The sequence below is a fragment of the Paenibacillus sp. J22R67 genome, assembly GCF_059692175.1.
In genome coordinates this window covers 43,528-70,059 of sequence record NZ_JCAUAX010000018.1, presented here as the reverse complement: position 1 = coordinate 70,059, position 26,532 = coordinate 43,528, and the positions used below count along the sequence as shown (strand labels likewise).

Below are 26,532 nucleotides of genomic sequence, written 5' to 3'. Positions count from 1 at the left end.
AGAAGTATACTTAGGATTATGTTATGATTCTAGGTATAGTATAGAGAGATCACTGTGTTCAGTCGCCTGGGGGAGAATAATAAATGGACTTACTCACGAGCATCTCGGCTAAGGATATCGTTGATATTCTGATCGTTAGCTATGTGATTTATAAATTGATCTTGTTAGTTCGTGGGACAAGGGCCATTCAGCTCATGAAGGGTATTCTTGTTGTCGTCATTACATGGGTATTTAGTATATGGTTTAAACTCAGTACGCTGCAGTGGATGATGAATCAAACGTTTACGTTTGGGGTATTGGGCGTTATTATTATTTTTCAACCTGAGCTAAGACGAGCCTTGGAACAATTAGGCCGCGGAAAGCTGTTTAGCCGCTCCTCAAGTGAAGAAGATCAGGACGTAAACAAACGAATCAGTGAAGTCATACGGGCTGCGAATTATTTGGCCAAAAGAAAGATAGGGGCCTTGATTGTGTTTGAGAAAGAAACCGGTTTAACGGATTACGTGGAGTCCGGTATTGCCATAGAGAGCAAAATCAGCGCGGAGCTGTTGATTAATATTTTCATTCCCAACACGCCACTGCACGATGGAGCTGTTATTATTCGTCAAGGGCAATTGATGGCCGCGGGCTGCTACTTGCCGTTGTCTGAAAACCCGTTCATCTCCAAGGAGCTGGGCACGCGTCATCGCGCCGCTATTGGGATGAGCGAGGTTTCAGATGCAATGTGTATCATTGTATCCGAAGAGACCGGACAGATCTCTTTGACGATGAACGGTCACATTGTGCGCGATATTAAAGAAGAGTCCCTGATCGCGAAATTGTTCGAAGAGCTTAAACCGAAGGCGAAAACAAAAGAGAAGAACCCTTTCTTGAAATGGAGGGGGCGTTCGAATGGATAAATGGCTGCGTAATACGAATGTTGTGCGTATCGTTGCGCTTGTAATTAGTATTTTACTGTGGGTTGTTGTGCACATGGAGGAGACGAATTTATCCCAAAGCTCCCCCCTTAGACAGCGGGAAGAAACGATTAATAATGTAGCCATTACAACGAAATACGATGAAACCCATTATCATATTTCGTCGATGGCGCCTTCCAATGTGCAGGTTCTTCTCAGTGGCAAAGAATCTTCCGTGAAGAAGGTCACAACCAGCAATACGTACCAGATTGAGCTAGATTTAACCCAGGTGGGCAAAGGAGATCATCAGCTTACGTTAAAACCTGTTGGTTTCCCATCTGATGTTGAAGTGCAAATTGTCCCAAGAACCGTTCATGTCATTATTGAAGAACTGCAGATGAAAGAAGTGCCTGTCGTAATCAATGTCAAAGGCACGCCATCAGCAGGGCTGAAAGCCGGCCAACCGATTGTGAAGCCTAACAAAGTGTATATTACTGCACAAACGAGCAAGCTTGAGCAGATCGAGAATGTGCGCGGCGAGGTTTCCGTTGATAAGGCTCAGTCTGCCGTAACGAAGCAAGTAAAGCTGCAAGCTTTTGATAAGGAAGGCAAAGAAGTTGCTGTGAATATGAATCCGCCAGTTGTGGATGTTGAGGTGCCAATTACAAGTCCATTCCAGACGATACCTCTGCAATTGAAGATAAGCGGAGAACCGCCGAAAGGCTTTGCCATTTCGATGGTGACACAAAGTCCAGACAAAGTTACGGTATATGGCACACAGGATGTTGTGGATCGGATGGAATTTTATCAGGGTCCGCAGCTGAATATTCAAGATTTGAAGGAAACAAAAGAATATTCACTGGACATTCCTTTGAGGAATAAAGTAACACAACTGGATCCTGCCAAAGTTACTGTGAAGGTAGAGATTGTTCCTTCTATTACCAGAGCTTTGGAGAATGTGCCGATTACGATAATCGGTGCAAATGAAAACTATGTAACGAAGGTGACGACGCCGGAAACGGCGCAGCTGAACATAACGGTTGAAGGCGCTCCTACCATCATAGATCAACTGAAGGTGCAGGACATTCAGGCTATTCTGGATGTAAGTAATTTACCACCAGGGAAGCATGAACTGAAGGTTACTCTGAACCTTCCAACATATGTGAAGCTTGGATCACCGCAAGAAGTGAAGGCAACGGTAGAAATCAGCGAGAAAGCAGCAAATACAACAACAGGAACAACAACAGATACAACAGCAAATACAGCTCCACCAAAAGCAACAAATCCATAATGGGATGAGACAAGAGGAGAAAAGAGACATGGGGAAATATTTTGGTACAGATGGTGTGCGCGGCGTCGCTAATGGCGAGTTGACACCAGAATTAGCGTATAAGGTTGGCCGCTGCGGCGGATATGTATTAACAAGACAGGCCAAGCATCCGAAAGTCGTGATCGGGAGAGATACACGTATTTCGGGTCCGATGCTGGAAGCATCCCTCGTAGCAGGCTTACTGTCTATTGGTGTTGAGGTTATTCGCATTGGTGTTGTAAGTACACCAGCGGTTGCTTACTTAACGAAAAAGCTAGGAGCGGATGCAGGCGTAATGATCTCCGCTTCCCATAATCCGGTTGAGGATAATGGTATCAAGTTTTTTGGAGGCGACGGCTTCAAGCTGTTGGATGAGACGGAGCTTGAGATTGAACAGTTGCTGGACGCAGCTGTAGATGAATTGCCTCGCCCGGTTGGCGGCGAGATCGGTACGGTTTCAGATCACCCAGATGCGAAGCTGGCTTATCTGGCATTCTTGAAAGAGACGGTATCCGAGTCTTTCGCAGGATACAAGGTGGTCCTTGACTGCGCGAACGGCTCAGCCTTCGAGCTGGCCCCTACGATCTTCCGCGAGCTGGGAGCGGAAGTTATCACCATCGGCGCTGAGCCGAATGGACGCAATATCAACGATAATTGCGGCTCCACACATCCTGAGAAGCTCCGCGAAGAAGTGATGAAACATGGCGCAGCCATTGGTCTTGCTTTTGACGGAGATGCGGATCGCTTGATCGCGATTGATGAGAAAGGCGAGGAAGTCGACGGAGACTTCATCTTAAGCATTCTAGGAGATGCGCTGAACCGCGCTGGCAAGCTGAACCACGGCACCATTGTAACGACGGTGATGGCAAATATCGGATTTTTCAAAGGGATTGAAAAAGCGGGTCTTAAAGCTCTGCAAACGGCAGTAGGCGACCGCTACGTGATGGAAGAGATGCGCAAAGGCGGCTATAACCTAGGTGGAGAGCAATCCGGGCATGTTATTTTCCTTGATTACATCTCGACTGGAGATGGCATTCTAACTGCCCTGCAGTTGGTGAATACAATAGTTGCTTCAGGACATAAACTAAGTGAACTCAAAGGGATAATGCGTAAATTCCCGCAGCTGCTCGTGAATGTTCGTGTAGTGGATAAGAGCAAGCTGAAGAACAATACGGTCGTAGAAGAAGCTATTCGCAAGGTGGAAGCTGAGCTTGGGGATAATGGAAGGGTTCTGGTACGTCCTTCGGGAACGGAATCTTTGATCCGTGTCATGGCGGAAGGGCCAGATAAAGAGCAGGTTGAGGCTTATGTGTATGATATTGCAAAGGTTATCCAAGAGCAATTGGTATAACAATTTTGCGAGTTGAAGTTTATTGAAGTTCCCCTTTCGCGCTTTTTAGCATTAATGTGTGCTTTTTTGGGCGAATAGGGGGATTTTGATAGAAAAAATAAGTTGCACGATGACTGAAAAATGAATATGATGTATTTACTCAAGAAGGAAGGGCAGGGTTGAGGTTAATCAGTTACAAATAGCGCCAGAACTCGCAGGCGGAACGGGAATGTAGTATAAGCTACTACTACGCAGGTGAGTTGACGAGGTGAAGGTGTTCGAAACATTCGGCGGGGACCTTCCGGCATTAGGAATGCCGTTAAGTTGGAGAGCAAAAACGTCTGGGCGACCGGGCTGACAAGTATCCAACGTCCGTTTTTTTATTATGCGAACTTATTGATAATCGTTTATATATTGTTTTTGGATCTTTGAAAAATAGCCTTGTTCAATAGGCTCATAAAACTATGGAGGTACTACACTATGTGCGGAATCGTTGGTTATATTGGAAAGCGTAATTCTCAGGAAATTTTGCTGGAAGGGCTGAAAAAACTTGAATATCGGGGCTATGACTCTGCAGGTGTAGCCGTGTATACAGCAAATGGTCTGGAAATTAAGAAAGCAAAGGGTCGTATCGCGAATCTTGAATCCAAGCTCGAGGAAACCCCTTTGAACGGAAGCGTTGGGATCGGACATACCCGTTGGGCGACGCACGGCAAGCCGTCGGATGTGAATTCGCATCCTCATACGGACAATTCGTTGAAGTTCTCCGTGGTGCATAACGGGATCATTGAAAATTACATTTCTCTGAAGGAAGAGCTTACGGCTAAAGGCCATCAGTTTATCTCTGAAACAGACACAGAAGTGATTTCGCACCTTATTGCTGACTTATACGAAGGAGATATCCTTAAGGCTGTTCAAAAAGCCGTAAAACAAATGACAGGCGCATTTGCTTTGGGTGTTTTAACGGAATATGAACCGGATCGTCTTGTGGCAGTACGTCAGGCTAGTCCCTTGATTATCGGTATCGGTGAGGGAGAGAACTTTATTGGTTCTGATATCCCGGCTATCCTCGAATATACGCGTAATGTTTTTATTCTTAATGATGGCGAAATGGCGCTTTTGACGCGTGATGGTGTCGAATTAATGACTTTGGAAGGGAATTTTATTTCTAGGGAAATGTTTCATGTCGATTGGGATATTGTTACGGCGGAAAAAGCCGGATTCGATCACTTTATGTTGAAAGAAATCTATGATCAGCCTAAAGCTTATCGCGATACAATGGGAAGCCGTATTGCTACGGATGGCCGTAAAGTAACGTTAAATGAGCTGTCGATTACAGCGGAAGCAATCCGCAACATCAGCCGTGTGCATATTGTGGCCTGTGGGACTGCGTATCATGCCGGGATGGTTGGGAAATACGTGATCGAGAAAATGGCACGAATTCCAGTTGAAACGGATGTTGCATCCGAATATCGTTATCGTTCCCCCATTATCACGAAGGATACGCTAGTGATTGTTGTTAGCCAATCCGGAGAAACAGCAGATACCCTAGCAGCACTTCGTGAAGCGAAGCGTTGCGGGGCGCATGTTCTGGCGATTACCAATGTGGTCGGAAGCTCTGTTGCTCGTGAAGCGGACGATATTATCACGACATGGGCAGGACCAGAGATTGCCGTAGCATCCACAAAAGCCTACACTTCTCAGTTGATTGCTTTCTATCTGCTTGGTATTCATTTGGCACAAACAATTGGTACACAAACGGATGCGGAAATTGCTGAGATGATTACAGCTTTGAAACGGTTACCTGAACAAGTAGAAGAGATTCTTGCTCAAGCAGAGGATCTGAAAGCTGTAGCGGAAGAGATGGCTAAACACGACAACCTCTTCTTCATCGGAAGAGGCTTGGATTATGCGGTAGCGTTAGAAGGCTCATTGAAGCTGAAAGAAATCTCTTATATTCACTCTGAAGCTTATGCGGCAGGTGAATTGAAGCACGGTACGCTAGCGTTGATTGAGGATGACGTTCCTGTGATTGCGCTGGGGACTCAGCTGGAATTGCTGGAGAAAACGGTCAGCAATATTAAAGAAGTCAAAGCGCGCGGTGCGAATGTGCTAGGGATCGCTGTGGAAGGCGAGCATGAGCTGCTGAAGTCTGTAGACAGCACGTTCGTAATCCCGAAAACGCTGGATATTCTTTCTCCTGCATTGTCGGTTATTCCACTGCAGTTGTTATCGTACTACGCGTCCTTGGCGCGTGGGAATGATGTTGATAAGCCGCGTAACTTGGCGAAAAGTGTGACAGTGGAGTAAAGGCTTTGCCCTAAATAAAGTCGGTGTAGTGATCTCTTAGTTAGTCCCGGTGAGCTAATACAGTCACCGGGACTTTTTTGTTAAGTAGTCAAGGGGCTCCTCGGCGAGAGAATGGTTTTCCTGTATTGCCCTTACTCGCGACTTCTGATAAGATGATCTAAACTTATTAAAATGATTTAATAAGTAGTCATTACTTTGTCTAATGAAAGGTTTTGATATCCGTGACGAACGTATTTAAGACGAAAGAGTTAAGGGAGCCTTTAATTTATCGGATTCGAGCAGGACTGATCACGCTGGGTAGCGCTACGAAAGCGGAGCTCAGCCAACGATTGGGGATAAGCTTTCCGACAATCAGCAAATTTATGGCTCAGATGGAGAAAGACGGAGAGATCCGCTATACAAGCGATGATGATTCTAATGGAGGCAGAAGGGCAAAGCGCTATACCTATGATCCAGAATATATGTTGGGACTTGCCATTTTTATTGAAAAGAATGAGACCAATTATTCGATATTTAACTGCATTGGGGAGGTCAAAGAGCAGGGAACAGAGCCAAGTGTGTTACAACAAGATGAGCAACCGCTTGCGGATCTTATTGAAACGTTAATTGAAAAATACCCAAGGCTCCGTTCTATCGCTATCGGGGTTCCCGGTGCTGTTAATAACGGGAAAATCATCTTTATCCCGCCCTATCAGCAATTCTTTAATTATGATTTGAAAGGAGAATTCGAATCCAGATTTCAAATACCAGTCGTCGTCGAAAATGATATGAATGCATCGGTACTTGGGTATGCATCGAACTACGAGCTTGAGAACGAATCGCTGGTCTATCTATATTTTGGTCAAAATGGACCGGGCTCTGGCATTATGATTAACGGCGATGTTGTGCGAGGCAGCACGTTTTTCTCAGGTGAGATTTCTTTCGTACCTCAGTTTGAAAATCAATCTTTCTTGCAAGCGTTACAGATGGGTCAAGGCAATCGCCGGATGATGGTAGCTGGTGACAACCAAACGGATGCCATCGCTCGTTTAATTGCTACATTCGCAGCCATACTGAACCCTCGGACAGTGGTTTTCTGTGATGATGAAGTAGACGAGGTATTTTTGAATAGGATCGCTGAAAGAGCTTCGGCTTACATCCCGCAGGAACATTTGCCTAAGCTTTTGATGAGTAATTGGAGACAGGATTATTTGATGGGCTTGCAGCATTTAGCGCTTAATTTAATGATTACTGATTGTTGATAGAATTAGAGGAAGAAGTGACATTATGGCAACGATGTTTTTAACTATTATCTATTTAGCATTTATTAGCCTAGGAATTCCGGATTCTTTGCTAGGATCAGCATGGCCTGAAATGCGGCTCGATCTGGGCTCCCCATTTGGCTTCGCGGGGATCTTGTCCATGATTGTGGCGGGAGGAACCATCGTATCCAGTCTACTGAGTGGGAGTTTGGTCCAACGAGTAGGGACGGGAAAAATTACGCTGATTAGCTGTGTCCTTACTGCTGGTGCGCTGCTTGGCTTCTCAATGGCACCCTCGTTAATTTGGCTTGTCTTTCTAGCCATCCCTCTTGGTCTAGGCGGAGGAGCCATTGATGCAGCACTTAATCATTACGTAGCTGAAAATTATAAAGCGCATCACATGAACTGGCTGCATTGTTTTTGGGGTGTAGGGGCAACTACCGGGCCCATCATTATGTCATATTTTATCGGTGAACATAACTCATGGAGAGACGGTTATACAGCGGTATCGATGATTCAGTTCGCACTCGCAGTCATATTGCTTGCTGCTCTTCCCCTATGGAAGCGTATCGCTGTCCTTAGGGAAGTGAAAATTCAAGACAGTGAGTTTCCACAAAATCAAGTCGAATCTGAACGGATACTATCTACAGGCAGTTCCAAAAGTAATCTCCTCCAGATCAAAGGTGTAAAACATACGCTAGTCGCTTTCTTGTTCTATTGTGGGGTTGAATCCACGGTAGGATTATGGGGATCTAGCTATCTGGTAGGTGTGAAAAATATGGCAGCAGAGACAGCTGCCATTGGGATTTCTTTGTATTATGGAGGAATAACGATTGGAAGGCTGATTACTGGTTTTCTTACTCTCAAAGTCCACAATCGTATTCTTATTCGGTATGGTCAGATTTTGGCCATGACTGGCGGACTAATGCTGTTCCTTCCATTGCCTCAGTTGTTCATGGTTGGGCTCATATTAATTGGACTGGGGCTTGCCCCTATCTACCCTGGTCTGCTGCATGAAACGCCTGAACGCTTTGGAAAGGGGAATTCCTCCAAATTAATGGGATATCAGATGGCAGTCGCATATACGGGAAGCACATGTTTGCCGCCGCTCTTTGGATTGCTGGCTACACAGACGAGCATAGCGTTATTCCCTTTTATTGTGGTTGCTTTTATTCTTATGATGATGATGAGTGCGGAGAAAGTAAATTATATATTGAAAAATCATAAGCAAATTGATAATGTCTAATTGGTTTTAATCACTTCGGCTATTGTAATAGCTTATCAATCTACTTCTGTAAATATTCAAGACCTGCTGATCAAGCAGGTCTTATTTGTGCGGAGCATCAACCGCGGCACATCAAGAAGAAGGCAATAATACCAATTCGGATAAAGTGATAGTTTGTTTTTTATTTTAGGTATAATAGATAGCTTAATTGACAAATTAAAATAGAGTCTAAACGCCTCTATCTCGGCTTCCATCGAAAAACACAGATTAATGTCCTATCTTAACTTTTACGTTTCAATCACCCAGAGCTCGATGAGCAGAAAGCAGGGACCTATGTCAGCTCCTAAGCAAGCAAAACCAATGGCAGCCGAAACGAAAGATGACTTTTCGCTGAAAGCCATTCTGCCGCCGCTCATGGCGATTATTGTCGGCATGATCATGGTTATTCTAGACAGCACGGTCGTCAATAATGCCATTCCGAAACTCGTTGAATACTTTGGCACCGATCTGAAAACGATCCAATGGACCGTCACTGGCTATACGCTGGCCTTATCTGCCGTTATTCCTCTTGCAGGTTGGATGACCGATAAATTCGGCTCCAAGCAAATTTTCATGGTGACGATCGCCCTGTTCACGATCGGATCTGTGCTGTGCGGCATCGCTCAAACGCCGGAACAACTGATCATTTACCGCGTCATTCAGGGCTTAGGCGGCGGCATGGTGTCTCCAATCGGGATGGCCATGGTGTTCAAGCTGGCACCTCCGGAGCGCCGCGGATCCATCATGGGCTTACTCGGTATTCCGATGCTGATGGCACCGGCGTTCGGTCCAGTTTTATCCGGTTGGTTGGTCGATTCTGTCAGCTGGCACTGGATTTTCATCATCAATCTGCCAATCGGCATTATCGCTTTTATTCTCGGGTTTAAATATTTGCCGAAGTCCGCCCGTCATGAGGCGCCGCATCTGGACATCCTAGGCGTATGCCTTGCGCCTATTGCCTTCTCCATGCTGGCATATGGTGTAAGCGAAGGGGGCACAAGCTGGTCCTCCGCTGCAGCGATCACGGGCTTGAGCGTCGGCGGTATTGCGCTCATTATCTTCATATTCGTAGAGCTTTCTCAGAAGCATCCTCTGCTGGAGCTGAAGGTGTTCAGGTCATCCGACTTTACACGGAGTATCATATTGACGTGGATCGTACAGCTCGCTTTATTCGGCGCCATGCTGATTGTGCCCTTATACCTGCAAGGCGTCATGCACTATACCGCGCTTGAAACGGGCTGGATCCTGATGCCGCAGGCAATATGCGCGGGAATCGGAATGCCGATCAGCGGCAGGCTGTTTGATAAGATCGGCGCGCGTCCGCTCGCCTTTAGTGGTCTAGCCGCCGTATCTGTTGCTCTATTCATGTTATCCAATATCTCAGTGGATACCTCGCTGTGGGTTATCATCCTGAGCATCTGCATTATGGGTCTGGGCATGGGCTTCTCCATGATGCCGCTAAATACACATGTCCTGAACTCTGCGCCACGAAGTCTAGTGGGTCGCGTCACACCTCTGACAACAGCCGCGCAGCAAGTTGTCGTCTCGTTCGCGGTCGCGGGCCTGACGGGCTATCTAACGTCTCAGATCGCTTCCTACACCGCAAGTGCAGGAGCGGGTGCGAATCCGATGAACGCCGTGGTACAGGGTTACGGCGACACGTTCTTCTTGTCCGCGTGCATCGCAACCGTGGGTGTCTTGCTTTCTCTCATTTTGCGTAAACCGAAGAAGCTGAAAGAAGAAGGCACAGCGGGCGGAGAAAATCCGGACCCTGCGATGATGATGGGTCACTAACACACGAATCTGCTCCTCCCAATTAAATAGCCTTGGCCGCTAATCGGCCAAGGCTATTTTCCATCCTGCCAATAATAATTTAGCCAGCTGATGGTTAAACTGTGGGGGTATCTGCAATTCCTGCTCATTATAATTCAGATTCGGATGGCTATACGCAATTCCCATTGACATGATACAGATCTGTCTGTATTATTTGTAGAGGAATATGGTACAGACCTGTCTCTTTTATTTTAAAAAGAGCGCTCAGGCTGTTTTATTTAAAAGCCAAAGGGGACGGGAGGAAGCTGCACACTGTGATTTTTGCACGAATGATAGGATGGCTGAAATCGTAATAGTTATTGAGAGGAGAGAGACATAATATGAAAAGAATGCTTTGGATTGTTCTTTTGATGTCATGTGGAGCTACGTATATCTCATCGTTGTTCCCTGTATACGGGAAGCATTATCAACTGAGCAGTCTGGAAATCACCATTTTGTTCGCCGTTTACGCGGCTATCTTGCTTCCGACATTGCTAATCGTAGGAGCCAAAGGGAACTCTTGGGGATTGAAAAGGGTGCTTCGTATAAGTATATGGATATCCATCGCATCGACGCTACTCTTTCTAGTGAGCCAGAACGTCTGGATGCTCTATGCGGCAAGGATACTAGAGGGTATTGCATATGGAGCCTTTACAGGTACTGCTACTGCTTTTCTATTAAAACAAACCTCATCTAATAAAATAAGTACGGCAATCAAGTTCTCAGGTGTAATTGTAAACCTAGGTTTTGGTATGGGGCCAGCCATTTCAGGTTTAGTCGTGCAATACGTGGGAGTTCAGCCGCTGCGTATGCCATTTTGGGTTTTACTTGTCATGTTATTGATCTCTTTAGTATTGCTGGAATTGCTGCCGAAGCTGGAAGATTCACAAAAGCCGGCAAAAGCTAAAATTTCGCTTGGCATTCCAGACAATATTCGTTCGCACTTTTTTTCATTTATCGGACTTCCCGCGTTTACTTTTTTCATGTTAGGTGGAATTGTCTTATCTCTAATACCCTCATTCGTCAAAAACGTTATTCACTCCTCTAACCTCTCATTAGCGGGGTTGTTAATGCTCATGCTGCTAGGCGTGGGTGGATTAATGCAATTCTTCCCTTGGGTGCAAAACCCGGTTACGCGGATGCGTATAGGCATCGTGTTCTTAGCCATCGGACCGTGGATTACTGTTTATTCTGGGCAAAAAGAAAGCATATTTCTACTTTGGACAGGTATGCTCATTCAGGGAATTGGCGCAGGATGGTCCTTTCAATCTGCTTTAAGGTTTGCCGGTCAATTACCGAAGCCTGAAGAACGGCCACGAGTGATCTCAGCCTTTTATTTGTGCGCCTATGCTGGCTTCATTATTCCGCCAATTGGAGTCGGAGTGCTGACTCAATTCTTTAGTTTGAACTTCTCTTTGGTTGTTCTAAATTCGGTTGCCGCGCTAATCGTTATCTATGTATTGGTTTACTCCGTCAAATTTAAACGCTATTATTCAACAATTACATCACATTAAAGATTAATGGTGAAAACTATTTCGAACTGAACTCATATTTGCAAGCATTTGATAGCACACTACGGTTAAGAGATTTATTCTACGAGGAGGTAATAACGTTGGAAAAACTACTTTTAAGGATGCTGTTTCTGGCTTCCGCGGCAGCAATTCCCTTTGTTTTAAAACGTAAAAACTTGCTTATGCTCTTAACCGTCTTCTTTGCAAAATGTGTGCTCGCAGTTACGTTGGATTCCTACTTCATTAAAAAGAAGAGCATTGCCTATCCGGCACGTCCGTTTCCGAAAATCTTTGAGACAAATATTCTGTACGACTTTTTATTTTATCCGCTTTTAAGCGTAATTTGGGTTAGAGCAACTTATAACAGCAAACCGCGGGAGCTACTAACCAGAAGTCTATTCTTTAGTGTTCCTATGGCTTTATTACAGTGGGCTTTAGAAAAGAAAACCAAATTATTCAAGTGGAATTCATGGACTGTCTTGCATACTTTTGTATCCCTCAATTTTACGCTATTCACGATTCGAGGATTTGTAGGTTTAATTAGAAGAATTCTGCCGAAAGATGGACTCTTACAAGTGGAAGAAAGTAAATATGACAGCGCAGAACTAACGGCTAACGCAGTAGGTTGACTAAGAAGAACATCCTGATGACGAGGCAATCTCATTAGGATGTTTTTTTCATTGACAACGTAGAATCGTGTAGTGTAACATACGAATTATATTTTGAGAATGAACATTCTCATAAACAGAAGGGGTGATAGAAATGTTGAAGGAAAATAAACTCTCCAAGTTTTATTATGGTTGGGTTGTTATAGGTATTGTGTTTCTAACGTTGCTTGTGTCTGCGGGGATTAGCTCTTTTCCGAGTGTGTTAATTCAATCCCTTGAAAAAGAGTTTGGCTGGACGCGAGCATCGATATCAGGCGTCATTTCCATTCGTATTTTATTATATGGGTTAATTGGGCCGTTCTCAGCCGCGATGCTGGCTAAATTCGGAGTTCGCCGGACAATGGTCTTTGCCATTTTGCTAATGCTGATCTCATTAGGGCTCACGCCGTTCATAACGGCAGTTTGGCAGCTGATGCTGTTGTGGGGAGTACTGGGTGGACTTAGTACAGGAGCTTTGGCTAACGTCTTAGGGATAACTGTTGCGAATCGCTGGTTCGTGAAGCACAAAGGTTTGGTAATAGGTATGCTAACGGCGAGCGCCGCAACGGGCCAATTGCTCTTCCTTCCTTTGCTAGCCAAGATTACGAGTGAAAATGGTTGGCGTAACGCCGTATACGTTATTATGGCGACACTGCTTATCTTGCTGCCGATCATCCTGATCTGGATGAGAAATCATCCGTATGATAAAGGCGTAGCCCCGCTTGGTACTACGGAAATTGTGAAGCCTGCGCCTTTCCAGGGGAACTTACTGCTTACACCGATTCGTACCTTATTTTCCGTTACGAAGAATCTGACATTCTGGCTGCTAGCAGGCACCTTCTTCTTTTGCGGATTCTCGACGAATGGCCTCATTGGTACACATCTAATCGCAGCTTGTGGAGATAGCAACATTCCAATTGTTACAGCTGCAAGCTTGCTCGCGTTGATGGGGATATTCGATCTTGTGGGTACTACTTTCTCAGGTTGGTTGTCTGACCGCTTCGACAGTAGATTGTTGCTGTTCTGGTATTATGGACTGCGCGGTTTATCACTGATCTTCCTACCTTATGCACTTGGTACCGGTTATACGCAACTTACGGTATTCGCGGTGTTTTACGGATTGGATTGGATCGCAACGGTTCCTCCTACAGTGAAATTGACATCCGATGCGTTTGGTAAAGAAAAAGCAGGTATGATTTTTGGTTGGATTCTGGTTGCTCACCAAGCGGGTGCTTCCACAGCAGCTTATGGCGCAGGCTTCCTGCGTGAACTGCTTGGCAGCTATACAGTGCCGTTCGTTGCCGCTGGTTTCGTCTGTCTGCTTGCAGCAATTGTAGCGCTGAGAATTCGCAACAGAAAAGCGGCTGCCCTCGTAGCAGCTTAACAAATAATTAAACCAAACTAAGGAAAAGGTAACAGTGACGATTGTGATGAAACACGAACATGGAGGGATCTCATGCAAATTGGTCAAAAGCAATCCATTCAACCGTTATTTCAACCTTTCACACTAAATAACCTTACCTTATCTAATCGTGTTGTCATGGCCCCAATGACAAGAAGCTTCTCCCCAGATGGCGTACCGGGTGCCGATGTGGCTGCTTATTACCGCAGACGCGCAGAGAACGGAGTCGCTCTGATCGTGACGGAGGGAGCTGTCATCGACCATCCTGCTGCGACAGGAGACCCTAACATCCCGCATATGCATGGGGAAGCTGCGTTGAGCGGCTGGGCTCATGTTGTCAAAGAAGTGCATGCCGCTGGTGGGAAAATTGTTTCCCAGCTTTGGCATGTAGGGATTATCAGAAGGACTCGCTCGGAGCCGAATCTGGAGGCTGCTTCCATCTCCCCTTCAGGTATTGATTTAATGGGGGAAAAAGCGGGTGAACCCATGACGGAGTCGGATATTGCGGGCGTCATTAAGGCTTATGCGGATGGCGCTGCGAACGCTAAGCGGCTTGGTTTTGATGGTATTGAGCTGCACGGCGGTCACGGCTATTTAATCGATCAGTTTTTCTGGGAAAAAACGAATCAACGGACTGATCGCTATGGTGGCAACTTGGTTGCACGGACACGTTTTGCTGTTGAGGTCATCGAAGCCTGCCGTCAGGCGGTCGGACCTGACTTTCCCATCATTCTACGGTTCTCGCAGTGGAAAATCGGTTCGTACGATGCCAAGCTGGCAAAATCGCCAGAGGAGCTGGCTCAGTTCCTGGCCCCGCTGGTGGAAGCGGGTGTGGATGTATTCGACTGCTCGAGCCGGCATTTCTGGGAGCCGGAGTTCCCTGGCTCAGAGCTGAATCTTGCAGGCTGGACCAAGAAGCTGACAGGCAAGCCGACCATCACCGTCGGTTCGGTAGGGCTTGAATCCGAGCCGTTTGACCAGAATGATGAACACGAAATGATCGATGAGTTGCTGGAACGACTTGAGCGGGAGGAATTTGATCTGGCTGCAATTGGCCGTGCCATCTTGGCAGATCCTGCTTGGGCGGTGAAGATTCGCGAAGGTCGGGATAATGAGCTAATTCCGTACACCGCTGACCGTCTGAAGGACCTTATGTAGGTATCGAACAGCTCAAAATGTAATGCTATACTAATCTCTGTATGAAGGGGGTAGCGTATGGCTAGAAACAGAGAGTTTGAAGTTAATGCGGTACTAAGCAAAGCGATGGGCGTTTTCTGGGAAAAAGGCTATGAAAAAACATCCATGCAGGACTTGGTGACGGAAATGGGCGTCCATCGAAGAAGCATCTATGATACCTTTGGGGACAAGCATGATTTATTTATGAAAGTTATTGACCGGTATGAAGAAGTGATCGGTATTCCTATACATCATGCCAATGGACATACATCGCCGAGAAAGGCGCTTAGAGACATTTTTGAACGAGTGATTCGTAAAAAAGAAGATAAACCCCGAGGGTGCTTAATGGTCAACACGGCTGTGGAGCTAGCCATACATGATGAGGAAGCCGCGGCCAAGGTCAATGAGAGCTTTTCCAAGACGGAAGCACGCCTGCAAGAGCTTGTTGAACTCGGTATAAAGTCGGGAGAAATAGGCCCTCATCACGATGCTCTAAAGCTTTCACAGTTTTTGAATAATACGTTACTCGGACTGCGGGTACTGGTTAAAACGACGGAAGATGCTGAGAAACTGCAAGGTATCGTAGATACAACGTTATCCATGCTTGATTAGAACAAATGACAGAATTCCATAGTTGATACTTTAAGTTTGTTTATTCCTTGTGCTATGATGAGAATCATACTTAGGGAGAAGACGGATATGGCTAATGATCAACCCTTAACAAAGGAAGCAATTCTGGAGGCCGCGGAACAAGTTCTGCGGCGATATGGCCCAGAGAAAACATCGGTTGTTGATGTCGCCAAAGCCCTGCAGGTCAGTCACGGGACATTGTATCGACATTTCCCGAGCAAGGTGGCCTTACGAGAAGCCGTAACCGAGCGCTGGCTGCTTAGGATTGCGAAACCTCTGCAGGAGCTTGCGAGTCAAACGGGTGGCAGTGCTGTTGATCGGCTGCGGACATGGCTCCAAGCGCTGATCCAAAGCAAACGGAAGCATGTGATTGAGGAGCCGGAAATGTTCGGTATGTATTCGGCGGTTACCTTGGAAGCCGTGGATATGGTTGAGGAGCATGTGCAGCATCTGATCAGTCAGATGATGGGTATCATCGAGGATGGAGTTAGCTCGAAGGAGTTTCGTACTGGCGAACCTGAGGCTATGGCGAGGGCTATTTTCTTCGCTACATCGAGATTCCATCATCCCGCTCATGCCTATGAGTGGTCGTCATCAACGATTGAGCAGGAGTTTGATTTGGTATGGGAATTAATCCTCTCGGGGATTCGCAAATGACAAGATAGACCTGGCGGTTCAATTAACCGCTAGGTCTTTTTGGCGTATTAAGGCGCCGCGGGAGGAATGGATGGAAGAACTACCGCGTTAAGTACAAGTACTCCGGATCAGAGGGGACGGTTCAATAGCGTGAGGGAGCTGCTTTTCATCGAGGGTTCTGCCACTTAGGGTGGAACGGTACATCAACTGACAAATATATAAATTTGTCAGTTGTAATTTGTTATCGACATGCATATAATAGATTTATAAGCCAAACAATGAAGATAACAAGGAGGAGCCATCACATGTCTAACTTATCCGGGAAAGTAGCAATCGTAACAGGAGCATCCAGAGGGATCGGAAGAGAAATAGCCGAGCTTCTCGCCAAGCATGGTGCGAAGGTCGTTATTAATTTCGCCAGCAATCCTGCTAAGGCAGAAGAAGTGGCGGCGAGCATAAAAGAAAACGGCGGAGAAGCTTTACCCATTCAGGCGGATATTAGCCAAGTATCCGATATTGAGCTGCTTTTTCAGCAAACTATAGCCGCATATGGACAGGTCGATATTCTCGTAAATAACGCAGGGGTTATGATTACGAAGCCGCTAGCAGCTATGACGGAAGAAGACTTTGATAAACAGTATGCTATCAATGTAAAAGGCACTTATTTTGCGATCCAGCAGGCGCTTAAGCACATGAATAAAGGAGGCCGCATTATTAATTTCTCAACGTCCGTTGTTGGCATGATGTTTCCTACCTATAGTGCTTATGCAAGTACGAAGGGAGCAGTAGAACAAATTACGCGCCAGCTCACCAAAGAATTGGGACCAGCAGGCATTACGATCAACACGGTAGCGCCAGGGCCGATAAATACGGAGCTATTCACCGCTGGTAAGTCAGAGGAACAGATTCAAGCTAGCGCGAATTCAAACGCATTTGGACGAATGGGAGAACCGGAAGATATCGCGGGTGTGGTGCTTTTCTTAGCTAGCGAAGAATCGCGTTGGATCACTGGTCAAACAATTCGGGTTAACGGCGGTATGGTGTAAAAGCGGCAAGTTAAAAGTTGCAATCTCCAACTATGTGTTATATACTAAGTCCCATTAGTGATTGACCAATCACTAATGGGACTTTTAACAATAGAGGAGGCCGCGGCAAGTGGTTAAAGGTGTAACGTCTTCTGATCGACGCAATGATATTATTAATTCCGCTGTCGAAGTGTTTGCCGAATTCGGTTATTATCGGGCTACAACTGCGCAAGTTGCAGAACGTGCCGCAATCTCACAGCCTTATGTATATCGATTCTTCACCAAGGAGTCGCTGCTGGAAGCTGCACTGGAACTCTCATGGCAACGTATCCTTCAAGCTTTTCAGCACGTGAAGGAGTCTACATCGCCAGAGCATCTGGAGTTCGGCTTCATTCGTGCCTACGAAGAGATTACGCAATCGCACAGAAACGAAATCTTGCTGCAGATGCAGGCGCAGACGATCCAGGAAGCACCGATCCGTGCTGTGATGAAGCAGGGGATGAATGATGTGAAGCAGTTTGTGATGCAAGCCTTTGAGGAGGCAGGACTGCAGGAGGCTGAAGAGCGGACGACGATCTTTCTGGCGCGAGGTATGCTGTGCAACGTTTCATTAGCATTGGATATGCCAGATTTGATGATAAAGAGATAATTTTTTTCAATACTAGTAATTAATTGATCAATAATTAATAAAGAAGAAGGCTAGCGCATCAAGCAGCCTTCTTCTTTGGCGTTTATCGGAAAAGTCCAACATGTTTTCTCCTTTAGGCAAATATCAGGGCAATTGGATTTGTTACAATGCATATGAAAGCTTGTAATGTCGGTTACTTCTCTATTATGGAAAGTGAAAGGACAGGTTGCGGAATGATCATTACCAATGTGGAGACATTCATCGTCGGGAACTCGTGGAAAAATTGGCTTTTCGTCAAGCTGCATACGAAAGAAGGCATTTATGGCATCGGTGAAGGAACCCTGAATGGGTTTGCCAAAACGGTGGAGGCGGCGATTCATGAGCTGAAGCATCTGTATATCGGGATGGACGTTCATGATGTGGAAACCATCGCATTAAAAATGACGCGTGATGTGTATTCGGATGGCGGTCAAATTCAGGGCTCAGCGCTGGCTGCAATTGAAACCGCTTGCTGGGATATTATCGGCAAAGAGGCTGGACTGCCGCTGTATAAGCTATTGGGCGGCAAATGTCACGAAAAGCTGCGCTGCTATGCGAACGGCTGGTACCGGGGACCGCGTGATCCGCAAAGCTTTCACGAGAAGGCCAGGGACGTCGTCGCTAGAGGGTATACCGCACTAAAATTTGATCCTTTTGGTAACGCATGGCGAACCGTGGAAAGGAAGGATTTCCGAATTGGACTTGAGATTATCGCGGCGGTTCGCGAAGCAGTAGGTCCTGATGTTGATCTTCTCATTGAAGGGCATAACCGCTTTAGTGTACATACAGCTCTTCAATTCGCAGAGGCGATGCTGCCTTATGAGCCTACCTGGTTCGAAGCACCAGTGCCTCCGCAGCGAATCTCCTCCATGGTTGAGGTGGCTAAGCGGAGCCCCGTGCCCATTGCCTGTGGAGAGGACTACTATAACCGCGAACAATTCGCTGAGCTGCTGAAGCATGACGCGGTACATATCATTCAACTGGAGCCGCAATATCTCGGCATCTCCGCTTCCAAGCAAATATGCGGGATGGTACATGCGCATGGTGGTGTTACGGCTCCGCATAGCGCACAAGGGCCAATTTGTTCCGTGGTGTGCGCACATTTGAATATGGCTACGCCGAATTTCTTCATCCATGAAATTTTTGACGAGTTTAATGAGCCGTGGGAAGAGCAGCTGCTTATACCTCCGCTCAAAGTTGATCACGGATATCTACTTCCGCCAGAGGGTCCTGGTCTCGGCATTGATCTTAACCTTGAAGAGATTGCGAAGCATCCGTATGACCCCGGCCACTGGCTGCCTTTATTCAAGCAGGGCTGGGAAAAGCGCGAGAAGCATTGAATGAGCGAGGCGAACTATTTTGCCATAAGGAGGTTAGAGCATGAAAGCTTTGGTCTATGAAGGGCCCAGCACCATGCAGATAAGGGAGGTGGCTAAGCCAATCCCTGGCCCGGATGAGGTACTGATTCGTGTGGAGCGGGTGGGCATTTGCGGTTCTGAATTAAGCGGCTATTTGGGGCATAATTCGCTCCGTAAGCCGCCTCTCATTATGGGGCATGAGTTCTCCGGTGTCGTGGAGCAAGTTGGGAACGGCAGGGATGAGAACGAGCCCTCAACGACCCGGTTCCGCCGAGGGGATCGCGTAACGGCCAACCCGCTCGTGTCCTGTGGTCGCTGCCGCGCTTGCACGACAGGGGCAGCGCAGCTGTGCCCGGAGCGCCAATTAATTGGGGCGCACCGCCCTGGAGCATTCGCTGAATATGTAGCGATTGCGGAGAAGAACGTGTACCGGCTGGACGATCACGTTTCTTTTGATGAAGGCGCTTTCGCGGAGCCGTTTGCTTGTGCGGTACATATTTGCAAGCTGCTCAGACCGCTGCCCACCGATCGTCTCCTGATTATGGGAGCGGGACCCATCGGTCTGCTGGCTCTGCAGGCAGCCAAGGTGTACGGCTTGCAACAGATCGTGGTCGTTGATATCAATGAACAACGTCTTGAAATCGCTAAGGAACTGGGAGCTGTAACTGTAACTCGGGTAAGCAGCCTTGTGGATGAGCGGTCCTTCGATGCAGCTATTGATGCTGTCGGCATGGAGCTGACCCGCCAAACTTGCGTTGAGTCGGTGCGGCCGGGGGGAAGGGTCATTTTCACTGGACTGCACGAGGAAGCAAGCAGCCTGCCAATTAATAAAATTATTCGCAGCGAGATTCAGATGACGGGGGCGTTCGCCTACCACTCCGATGACTTTGAGACGGCGCTTCAGTGGATTAGCGAAGGGCGCGTCAACTTGTCGCCGTGGACAAAGCTGGCTCCGCTTGAAAGCGGAAGTGCTTGCTTTGACATGCTCATCAAGAATCCGGGGAAGATCGCCAAGATCCTATTGACGCTAGATGAGAGAGGGGAATCTGTCCAATGAGTTTGGAGCTATTCAAATTAGATGGCCGTGTTGCTTTAATTACGGGTGGAACACGGGGGCTTGGTTATGTCATGGCTCAGGCGTTGGCAGAGGCTGGGGCTGATGTGATCGTGACGAGCCGCGAGAAGGAGAAGGCGGAAGCGGCTGCGCGAGCGATCGCAGAGTCAACCGGCAGACGGACGCTCGGTCTTGCGGTGGATGTTACGATAGCCGAACAGGTTGAGGCGATGGTTGCGGATTCCGTCCAGGCGTTTGGACGGATTGATATTTTGATCAACAATGCCGGTATTAATGTGCGGAAACCGATTGAGGACTTTGATGAAGCGAGCTGGGATCTCGTTCAGAACACGAACTTAAAAGCGCCGTATCTATGTGCACGCGCAGTCGCCAAAACGATGAAAAGCCAACGCTATGGCAGGGTCATCAACCTGTCCTCCATGCTGGGCAGCATCGCACTGCCGGAAAGAGGGGCTTATTGCTCCAGCAAAGGCGGCCTCATTCAGCTAACGAAGGTGCTCGCGCTTGAATGGGCGCCTTATAACATAACGGTGAATGCGCTTTGTCCTGGGCCGATTGCGACGGAATTGAACACGGTTGTGATGAATAATCCGGAAGCTAATCGCTTTTTTATCGACAATATCGCTTTGGGACGTTGGGGTAGACCTGAGGAGATCATTGGAGCCATTATTTACATGGCATCGGAGGCGTCCAGCTTTATGACAGGGGCTTCGATGGTTGTTGATGGCGGTTGGACGGCGAGATAGAAGGGAAAAGGTGAACTCGGATGAAACTTGGTCTTGCTGTATATGGCACTACGTTTATGATGGGCATCCATCCTCGTTCGACACGTCCGCGTATTACGGCGTCACAATTGCTTGAACAGGCGACCCAGTACGGGCTCCAAGGCATTGAGCTCCCGCTGTCACTGCTTGAAGGAGAGGATGCAGCTGCGTTAAGTCGTCAAGCTAAGGCTGGAGGGCAGTATCTCGTTGTGGCCTCAGGGGGCTATAATCCGAAACCACTTAAAGAGGCTGTTGAAGCGGCTGTGAGACTAGGCGCACCAACTGTCCGTACGGTTGTGGGCGGTGCGGATTTTGGCGGCGACCGACGCAGAATGGCAGGGCGGTGGTCGTCATTTTTACAGGAAGTGTTATCAGGGCTGGGAGAGGCCGCAAGAGCGGCAGAGCAGGCTGGCGTCGTGCTGGCGGTGGAGAATCATCAGGACTTGGCTTCAGAGGAGCTGCTCTGGCTCTGTAGGGAGATCGGCTCCCCACACTTCGGCATTACGCTGGATACGGGCAATCCGCTGGCGACGGCGGAGGAACCGGTTGATTTTGCAAAGAGGCTCGGACCGCACCTTAAGCATGTGCATATGAAGGACTATTGGATTTATATGAGCGATGAAGGCTATCGCCTCGTACGTTGTCCGTTAGGCCAAGGCGTCGTAGATTTCGCTGCGCTGCTTCAGGTGTTTGCTGAATATTGTCCGAAGGTCAATATGTCGATGGAGCTTGGTGCGCTTGAGGCGCGCCACACGAGGGTGCTCTGTGAGGATTACTGGCAGGAGTACCCTCACCGTTCAGCGGCGCAGCTTGCTAATCTATTGCGTTTCGCGCAGGCAAATGCCAGGCCAACAGGGGATTGGCGAACTCCTTTTGAAAAGAACGCCCCGGAAGAAGACATTATCGCCTATGAGCAGCGGCAGTTCCTAACGAGCTTGTCTTATTTGCAAAATTTGCTGCAAGCGCACAATACCGCTTCGCAGACGATGTAACCGGGAAGGAGATGGACGTAGGATGCACATTGATCTATCTGGAAAAGTGGCAGTTGTCACCGGTGCAGGTCGGGGGATTGGGAGAGTAATCGCCATGGCGCTTGCTAAGGAAGGTGTGACTACCGTTGTCACCGACATTAATGAGTCGTACTTGGGGGATGTTCAGAAGGAGTTTGATCAAAGCGGCTGCAAGGGGAGTACGTACCTATGTGATGTGCGCAACTATGCTCAGATTCAAGAAGTCGTTCAGCGTGTCGTGGATACGTACGGTCATATTGATATCTTGGTGAATAATGCGGGGGTCGCCGGAGGAGCACCTGTGGATATCCTCTCGGAAGAGGTTTGGGACTTGAACCTTGATATTAATTTGAAAGGCACTTTTCTGATGTGCAAGGCTGTGGCACCGATCATGAAGCAGCAAAGAACCGGGCGGATCATGAATGCCGCCTCGTTCGCTGCCATCGTACCGAGCTATGGCAGTGCAGCCTACGCGTCATCCAAAGCTGGCGTGGAACAATTCACCCGGGTACTGGCAGGGGAGTTAGGTCCGTGGAACATTACGGTGAACTGCTATGCACCCGGGATGATTCCGACGGATATGAATCATTTCGCGGAGCTTGGGGAGCCTCAGCAGCAGCGCTTGCTTGACACCCTGACGCTGCGCCGCTGGGGAGAGAAGGCAGATGTTGCTAACCTAATCTGCTTCCTCGCTTCCGACTTTGCCGGCTATATCACCGGTACGATGATTGATATCAGCGGTGGGAAGCTGGCCACACAAATTCCGCGGATTGCTTATGAGAAAGCAGCAGTCGAGGGTGCTTACGAGTTCTAGCAACTATGGAGGGGATAGGATGAAAGATACGGCTGGCTTTCAATATGACGGTAAAACCGTGCTGGTCACGGGAGCCGCAAAAGGGATCGGCGCCGCAATTGCTGAGCAGTTCCTGCTGTCCGGAGCGAGCGTTGTGATCGCTGACGTAGATGAGCAGGGGGAAGACGTTGCTGCTGCATGGCGGAAGGAAGGCCGTCCGGCACAGTTCTTCCGGTGCGATGTGTCCAAGAGCGCTGAGGTGGAGCGGATGGTGGCCTTCACAGAGACATCGTTCGGGGGCCTAGACATCGTGGTGAACAATGCCGGCATCTTCCCCCGAGCAGACTTATTCCAGACGGATGAAGCGTTCTGGGATCTTGTGATGGGGGTTAACCTCAAGGGGGCCTATTTGACCTGCCAAGCGGCAGTGCCAGGCATGATGCGCAGAGGGGGAGGCAATATCGTCAATATTGGCTCACTCCACGCAAGGAAGGGATCGCCGGACACGCTCGCCTATGCGATTTCGAAAGGCGGGCTCGTCACGCTGACGCTGAATCTGGCAGGCTCGTTAGCCAAACACCGTATTCGCGTGAACTGCGTACACCCTGGCTGGGTCGCCTCCGATGGGGAGATGGCTCGTCTTGCTTCGGAAGGTGAAGACGAGAAGTCTTTGGAGAAAGCGACCCAGCGGATGCCTATGGGCCGGATGCAAAACGGCAAGGATATTGCGTCTGCTGTCCTTTTTATCACATCGGATCAGGCAGGACAAATTACAGGGCAACAGCTTACGGTTGATGGGGGACTTGGTTTATAATCCGGTTCAATAGTGAGGAGTGAGCGCGAGGTATGAAAAAGATTGCTTTTATCGGCGCAGGCAGCTTGGTGTTTACGAAAAATCTGGTTCGAGATTTGCTGACATTTCCCGCATTTGAGGCTTGTACTATCGCCTTGATGGATATTTCGGAGGAACGACTCGCTTACGCCAAGACAGCGGTTGATAACATCATCGCCGCAGGTGGGTATAAGGCGAAGGTAGAAGCAACGACGGACCGGGAGCAAGCGCTAACCGGGGCGGATGGTGTAGTCTGTACCATCCTAGTCGGCGACTTGGAGGTCTGGCGCACGGATATCGAAATCCCCAAAGAGTATGGCGTCGATATTAATATTGGCGATACTCGAGGTCCGTCGGGTATTTTCCGTTTTTTGCGCACGATTCCAGTGATGTTAGAGCTTTGTAGAGATATTGAGCGTTACTGTCCCGAGGCGATTTTCCTGAACTATTCGAATCCGATGGCGATGCTGATTAGAGCGATGCAAGGCGAAAGCAAAGTGCAAGTCACGGGCTTGTGCCATAGCGTGCAAGGAACGGCAGCGATGCTTGCCGGTTGGATCGGGGCGCCTATGGAGGAGATTACCTACCGCTGTGCGGGCATTAATCATCAGGCTTTCTATTTGGATTACAAATGGAAAGGCAAGGATGCTTACCCACTCATTCGCGAAGCGGTCATGAAGCGGCCTGAAATCTACAATGAGGAGCAGGTCCGCAATGAAATGTTTCTCCATTTGGATTACTACGTGACGGAATCGAGTGGTCATAATTCGGAATATAATGCCTGGTTCCGCAAACGTCCGGATTTGATCGAGAAATACTGCACCCATGGAACAGGCTGGAATCCAGGGCATTACGCAGAAATCATCAACTATGCTGAAAAGCTGCGCGGCGGCTGGCATAAGCAGATGGAAGAGTGGCGAGACAGTCCGATCGACCTGAAGCGCGGCGAGGAGTATGCGTCCTATATCTTCAACGCGACGATTGGTGACGGCACTCTCTTTGAATTTAATGGCAACGTACGGAATATGGGGTACATCGATAATTTGCCGCAAGGCTGCTGTGTAGAAGTCCCTGTTCTAGCCTCCAAAGGACGGTTAAGCCCGATTCACGTGGGGGCGCTTCCGGATCATTTGGCCATTCTTGTGAATACAAGCGCTCGCTGCGAGGAGTTGGCGGTTCAAGGGGCTCTCACAGGGGATCCGCGGATGATTTATCATGCTATTTGCTTCGATCCCTTAACGTCTGCCGTTCTTAGCCTAGCTGAAATTCAGGAAATGGTTGATCGCATGTTCGCAGCGAATAAAGGGTGGCTCACTCAATTCAAGCACCTCACTTAAGGGTAAGATTATGTGCACCCCTCCCATGGAAAATAGCGCTTCAACCGTAGATTTGACACACTTGTAAGCGCAACCAAAATTGATATGATTAAGGTGTGAAGCATTCCGTATTCACAGATGGCAAATCATCACTTCAATCATGCAAAGGGAGGATTCGTAAAAATGAAAAAAACATTTTTAAGCGTTGCTGCTATGATGCTCACGATTTCCGTTGTTTTCATGGGCTGTTCCAGCCGGCCAAGCACGGGAACATCCACGACGGACAATCCGGCAGCGACTACGAAACCGACAACGACGACGGCGGCCAGTACCCCAGATGCCAAACCGAGTGGGGATAAGATCAAACTAACGGTGTACAGTACGATCTCCGAGCTGCCGAATCAAGAGATGATGAAGGGCATTGCAGCAGATTTTACAAAGGAAAATCCGAACGTAGCCGTTGAATTCCAATTCCCCGGCGCAGAATACGAGAACATTCTGAAGGTTAAAATGGCGGCAAACGATTTGCCTGACGTCTTCGACACGCATGGTTGGGCAATTATCCGCTATGGCAAGTATCTAGCCGATCTACGCAATGAGCCGTGGGCAAAAGATATGACGGACACGATCAAACCTGTCGTCACGGACAAGGACGGCAAAGTAGAGGCGCTCGTGATGAGCGAAGCCAAAGACGGGATCTCCTATAACGCTGAAATTCTTGAAAAATACAGCATTACACCGCCAAAAACCTTCGATGAACTGATGGCGGCAGCCGATAAAATCAAAACATCCAGTAACGGAGCGGTGACGCCGTTCTTCATGTCCGGTGTGGATAACGGGATGATCGGCGGTTTCTCCGATCTATACGCCACATCGATGTACATCTCTCCGTCGACGAATGATGCCAAGACGCTGCTCGATGGGACTTTTGATTGGAACAAATGGACACCGCTTGCGCAAAAGCTGCAGGATATGAGCAAGAAGGGGTACATCAACAAAGATGTGCTGACGGCCAAATATAGTGACATGCCGCAACTGTTTGCACAGGGCAAGGTAGCTTTCGTATTCGGTGCACCTTCCTTCGCGGACGAAGTGTACAAATACAATAAAGGTGCCAAAATCGGCATTGCCCCACTGACCTCGATGGTTGCTGGAGACAGCCAATCCTTCTCAGGCGGTGAGCGTTATACGATGGGCGCCTGGAAAGACGGCAAGCACTTGGCAGAGTCCAAGAAGCTTATTGCGTTCTTTGCCAAACCAGAGAATATGTCCAAAATCGCCAATGCCACCAAGCTGCCTGCAGGCCTAAAAAATATCGAGTCCAAGCATGAATTCTCCGAATACTACAAGCAATTTGAAAATATTCGCGTGTTCCCTTATTTTGACCGTGTGTACCTGCCAAACGGCATGTGGGACGTCATGTGCAAAACAGGCGTTGCCTTGCTCGCGGGAACGGTTTCTCCTCAGCAATTCTCTGACAAAATGAAGTCCGAATACTTACGTCTGCGCAATCAATAGTAGCGGAATT

Annotated in this window: 23 protein-coding genes; all 23 read left to right on the top strand. The window is 48.1% G+C overall.

The annotated features are described in order from the left end of the window. Window positions 1–83: 83 nt before the first annotated feature. The 23 genes from cdaA to AC58VC_RS35490 all read left to right on the top strand — a co-directional run bounded on the left by cdaA (window position 84) and on the right by AC58VC_RS35490 (window position 26,522). Window positions 84–899, top strand: coding sequence for a diadenylate cyclase CdaA (gene cdaA / locus AC58VC_RS35600; protein WP_497376260.1), 816 nt, complete (start codon window positions 84–86; stop codon window positions 897–899). Continuing rightward, on the top strand, window positions 892–2,187 hold the full coding sequence (locus AC58VC_RS35595) for a CdaR family protein (RefSeq protein ID WP_497376259.1): 1,296 nt from the start codon (window positions 892–894) through the stop codon (window positions 2,185–2,187). Before cdaA ends, AC58VC_RS35595 begins: the two co-directional genes overlap by 8 nt. A 28-nt stretch (window positions 2,188–2,215) precedes the next feature. Then, window positions 2,216–3,556 (top strand): phosphoglucosamine mutase, encoded by a 1,341-nt coding sequence (gene glmM, locus AC58VC_RS35590; protein ID WP_497376258.1) that lies wholly within the window; start codon window positions 2,216–2,218, stop codon window positions 3,554–3,556. A gap of 459 nt (window positions 3,557–4,015) precedes the next feature. Next, on the top strand, window positions 4,016–5,845 hold the full coding sequence (gene glmS / locus AC58VC_RS35585) for a glutamine--fructose-6-phosphate transaminase (isomerizing) (RefSeq protein ID WP_497376257.1): 1,830 nt from the start codon (window positions 4,016–4,018) through the stop codon (window positions 5,843–5,845). 221 nt (window positions 5,846–6,066) lie between these two features. Next, entirely contained in the window at window positions 6,067–7,086 is a 1,020-nt protein-coding gene (locus tag AC58VC_RS35580; protein WP_497376256.1) for an ROK family transcriptional regulator, read from the top strand. Window positions 7,087–7,111: 25 nt separating this feature from the next. Beyond that, window positions 7,112–8,332, top strand: a complete 1,221-nt coding sequence (locus tag AC58VC_RS35575; RefSeq protein WP_497376255.1) for an MFS transporter — start codon at window positions 7,112–7,114, stop codon at window positions 8,330–8,332. A gap of 249 nt (window positions 8,333–8,581) precedes the next feature. Then, on the top strand, window positions 8,582–10,144 hold the full coding sequence (locus AC58VC_RS35570) for an MDR family MFS transporter (RefSeq protein ID WP_497376254.1): 1,563 nt from the start codon (window positions 8,582–8,584) through the stop codon (window positions 10,142–10,144). Window positions 10,145–10,503: 359 nt separating this feature from the next. Beyond that, window positions 10,504–11,676, top strand: a complete 1,173-nt coding sequence (locus AC58VC_RS35565; RefSeq protein ID WP_497376253.1) for an MFS transporter — start codon at window positions 10,504–10,506, stop codon at window positions 11,674–11,676. Between the two features lie 98 nt (window positions 11,677–11,774). Beyond that, a complete protein-coding gene (locus AC58VC_RS35560) occupies window positions 11,775–12,302 on the top strand; it encodes a CBO0543 family protein (protein WP_497376252.1) in 528 nt (175 codons plus the stop codon). Window positions 12,303–12,435: 133 nt separating this feature from the next. Further along, a complete protein-coding gene (locus tag AC58VC_RS35555) occupies window positions 12,436–13,704 on the top strand; it encodes an MFS transporter (RefSeq protein WP_497376251.1) in 1,269 nt (422 codons plus the stop codon). Window positions 13,705–13,776: 72 nt separating this feature from the next. After that, a complete protein-coding gene (locus AC58VC_RS35550) occupies window positions 13,777–14,880 on the top strand; it encodes an NADH:flavin oxidoreductase (protein WP_497376250.1) in 1,104 nt (367 codons plus the stop codon). A 57-nt stretch (window positions 14,881–14,937) separates the two neighbouring features. Further along, window positions 14,938–15,510, top strand: a complete 573-nt coding sequence (locus AC58VC_RS35545) for a TetR/AcrR family transcriptional regulator (RefSeq protein WP_497376249.1) — start codon at window positions 14,938–14,940, stop codon at window positions 15,508–15,510. An 87-nt stretch (window positions 15,511–15,597) separates the two neighbouring features. Further along, window positions 15,598–16,185: a TetR/AcrR family transcriptional regulator gene (locus AC58VC_RS35540; protein ID WP_497376248.1), complete on the top strand. Its 588-nt coding sequence runs from the start codon at window positions 15,598–15,600 to the stop codon at window positions 16,183–16,185. Window positions 16,186–16,469: 284 nt separating this feature from the next. After that, window positions 16,470–17,210, top strand: a complete 741-nt coding sequence (locus AC58VC_RS35535) for an SDR family oxidoreductase (protein WP_497376247.1) — start codon at window positions 16,470–16,472, stop codon at window positions 17,208–17,210. Between the two features lie 109 nt (window positions 17,211–17,319). Continuing rightward, window positions 17,320–17,838, top strand: a complete 519-nt coding sequence (locus AC58VC_RS35530; RefSeq protein ID WP_497376246.1) for a TetR/AcrR family transcriptional regulator — start codon at window positions 17,320–17,322, stop codon at window positions 17,836–17,838. 185 nt (window positions 17,839–18,023) lie between these two features. Further along, window positions 18,024–19,196 carry a mandelate racemase/muconate lactonizing enzyme family protein gene (locus AC58VC_RS35525; RefSeq protein ID WP_497376245.1) on the top strand — a complete coding sequence of 391 codons (1,173 nt, stop codon included), beginning with the start codon at window positions 18,024–18,026 and terminating at the stop codon, window positions 19,194–19,196. A 40-nt stretch (window positions 19,197–19,236) separates the two neighbouring features. Then, window positions 19,237–20,271: a zinc-dependent alcohol dehydrogenase gene (locus AC58VC_RS35520; RefSeq protein ID WP_497376244.1), complete on the top strand. Its 1,035-nt coding sequence runs from the start codon at window positions 19,237–19,239 to the stop codon at window positions 20,269–20,271. Continuing rightward, window positions 20,268–21,035 carry an SDR family NAD(P)-dependent oxidoreductase gene (locus AC58VC_RS35515; RefSeq protein ID WP_497376243.1) on the top strand — a complete coding sequence of 256 codons (768 nt, stop codon included), beginning with the start codon at window positions 20,268–20,270 and terminating at the stop codon, window positions 21,033–21,035. The genes AC58VC_RS35520 and AC58VC_RS35515 overlap by 4 nt, the downstream gene beginning before the upstream one ends. A gap of 20 nt (window positions 21,036–21,055) precedes the next feature. Next, entirely contained in the window at window positions 21,056–22,045 is a 990-nt protein-coding gene (locus AC58VC_RS35510; RefSeq protein WP_497376242.1) for a sugar phosphate isomerase/epimerase family protein, read from the top strand. A gap of 22 nt (window positions 22,046–22,067) precedes the next feature. Beyond that, the gene (locus AC58VC_RS35505; RefSeq protein ID WP_497376241.1) at window positions 22,068–22,877 is read left to right on the top strand and encodes an SDR family NAD(P)-dependent oxidoreductase; all 810 of its coding nucleotides are present in this window, start codon (window positions 22,068–22,070) and stop codon (window positions 22,875–22,877) included. Between the two features lie 19 nt (window positions 22,878–22,896). Continuing rightward, the gene (locus AC58VC_RS35500; RefSeq protein WP_497376240.1) at window positions 22,897–23,670 is read left to right on the top strand and encodes an SDR family NAD(P)-dependent oxidoreductase; all 774 of its coding nucleotides are present in this window, start codon (window positions 22,897–22,899) and stop codon (window positions 23,668–23,670) included. Between the two features lie 32 nt (window positions 23,671–23,702). Beyond that, on the top strand, window positions 23,703–25,025 hold the full coding sequence (gene melA, locus AC58VC_RS35495; protein WP_497376239.1) for an alpha-galactosidase: 1,323 nt from the start codon (window positions 23,703–23,705) through the stop codon (window positions 25,023–25,025). Window positions 25,026–25,187: 162 nt separating this feature from the next. Further along, on the top strand, window positions 25,188–26,522 hold the full coding sequence (locus tag AC58VC_RS35490) for an ABC transporter substrate-binding protein (protein WP_497376238.1): 1,335 nt from the start codon (window positions 25,188–25,190) through the stop codon (window positions 26,520–26,522). The last annotated feature ends 10 nt before the right edge of the window (window positions 26,523–26,532 follow it).

Bases quoted from the DNA above. Each gene is read 5' to 3' on its own strand.
- glmM (WP_497376258.1), top strand. From the start codon at position 2,216: ATGGGGAAATATTTTGGTACAGATGGTGTGCGCGGCGTCGCTAATGGC.
- cdaA (WP_497376260.1), top strand. From the start codon at position 84: ATGGACTTACTCACGAGCATCTCGGCTAAGGATATCGTTGATATTCTG.
- AC58VC_RS35520 (WP_497376244.1), top strand. From the start codon at position 19,237: ATGAAAGCTTTGGTCTATGAAGGGCCCAGCACCATGCAGATAAGGGAG.
- AC58VC_RS35500 (WP_497376240.1), top strand. From the start codon at position 22,897: ATGAAAGATACGGCTGGCTTTCAATATGACGGTAAAACCGTGCTGGTC.
- AC58VC_RS35550 (WP_497376250.1), top strand. From the start codon at position 13,777: ATGCAAATTGGTCAAAAGCAATCCATTCAACCGTTATTTCAACCTTTC.
- AC58VC_RS35515 (WP_497376243.1), top strand. From the start codon at position 20,268: ATGAGTTTGGAGCTATTCAAATTAGATGGCCGTGTTGCTTTAATTACG.
- AC58VC_RS35575 (WP_497376255.1), top strand. From the start codon at position 7,112: ATGGCAACGATGTTTTTAACTATTATCTATTTAGCATTTATTAGCCTA.
- AC58VC_RS35565 (WP_497376253.1), top strand. From the start codon at position 10,504: ATGAAAAGAATGCTTTGGATTGTTCTTTTGATGTCATGTGGAGCTACG.
- AC58VC_RS35490 (WP_497376238.1), top strand. From the start codon at position 25,188: ATGAAAAAAACATTTTTAAGCGTTGCTGCTATGATGCTCACGATTTCC.
- melA (WP_497376239.1), top strand. From the start codon at position 23,703: ATGAAAAAGATTGCTTTTATCGGCGCAGGCAGCTTGGTGTTTACGAAA.
- AC58VC_RS35505 (WP_497376241.1), top strand. From the start codon at position 22,068: ATGCACATTGATCTATCTGGAAAAGTGGCAGTTGTCACCGGTGCAGGT.
- AC58VC_RS35570 (WP_497376254.1), top strand. From the start codon at position 8,582: ATGTCCTATCTTAACTTTTACGTTTCAATCACCCAGAGCTCGATGAGC.
- AC58VC_RS35595 (WP_497376259.1), top strand. From the start codon at position 892: ATGGATAAATGGCTGCGTAATACGAATGTTGTGCGTATCGTTGCGCTT.
- AC58VC_RS35545 (WP_497376249.1), top strand. From the start codon at position 14,938: ATGGCTAGAAACAGAGAGTTTGAAGTTAATGCGGTACTAAGCAAAGCG.
- AC58VC_RS35525 (WP_497376245.1), top strand. From the start codon at position 18,024: ATGGAAAGTGAAAGGACAGGTTGCGGAATGATCATTACCAATGTGGAG.
- AC58VC_RS35535 (WP_497376247.1), top strand. From the start codon at position 16,470: ATGTCTAACTTATCCGGGAAAGTAGCAATCGTAACAGGAGCATCCAGA.
- AC58VC_RS35540 (WP_497376248.1), top strand. From the start codon at position 15,598: ATGGCTAATGATCAACCCTTAACAAAGGAAGCAATTCTGGAGGCCGCG.
- glmS (WP_497376257.1), top strand. From the start codon at position 4,016: ATGTGCGGAATCGTTGGTTATATTGGAAAGCGTAATTCTCAGGAAATT.
- AC58VC_RS35555 (WP_497376251.1), top strand. From the start codon at position 12,436: ATGTTGAAGGAAAATAAACTCTCCAAGTTTTATTATGGTTGGGTTGTT.
- AC58VC_RS35510 (WP_497376242.1), top strand. From the start codon at position 21,056: ATGAAACTTGGTCTTGCTGTATATGGCACTACGTTTATGATGGGCATC.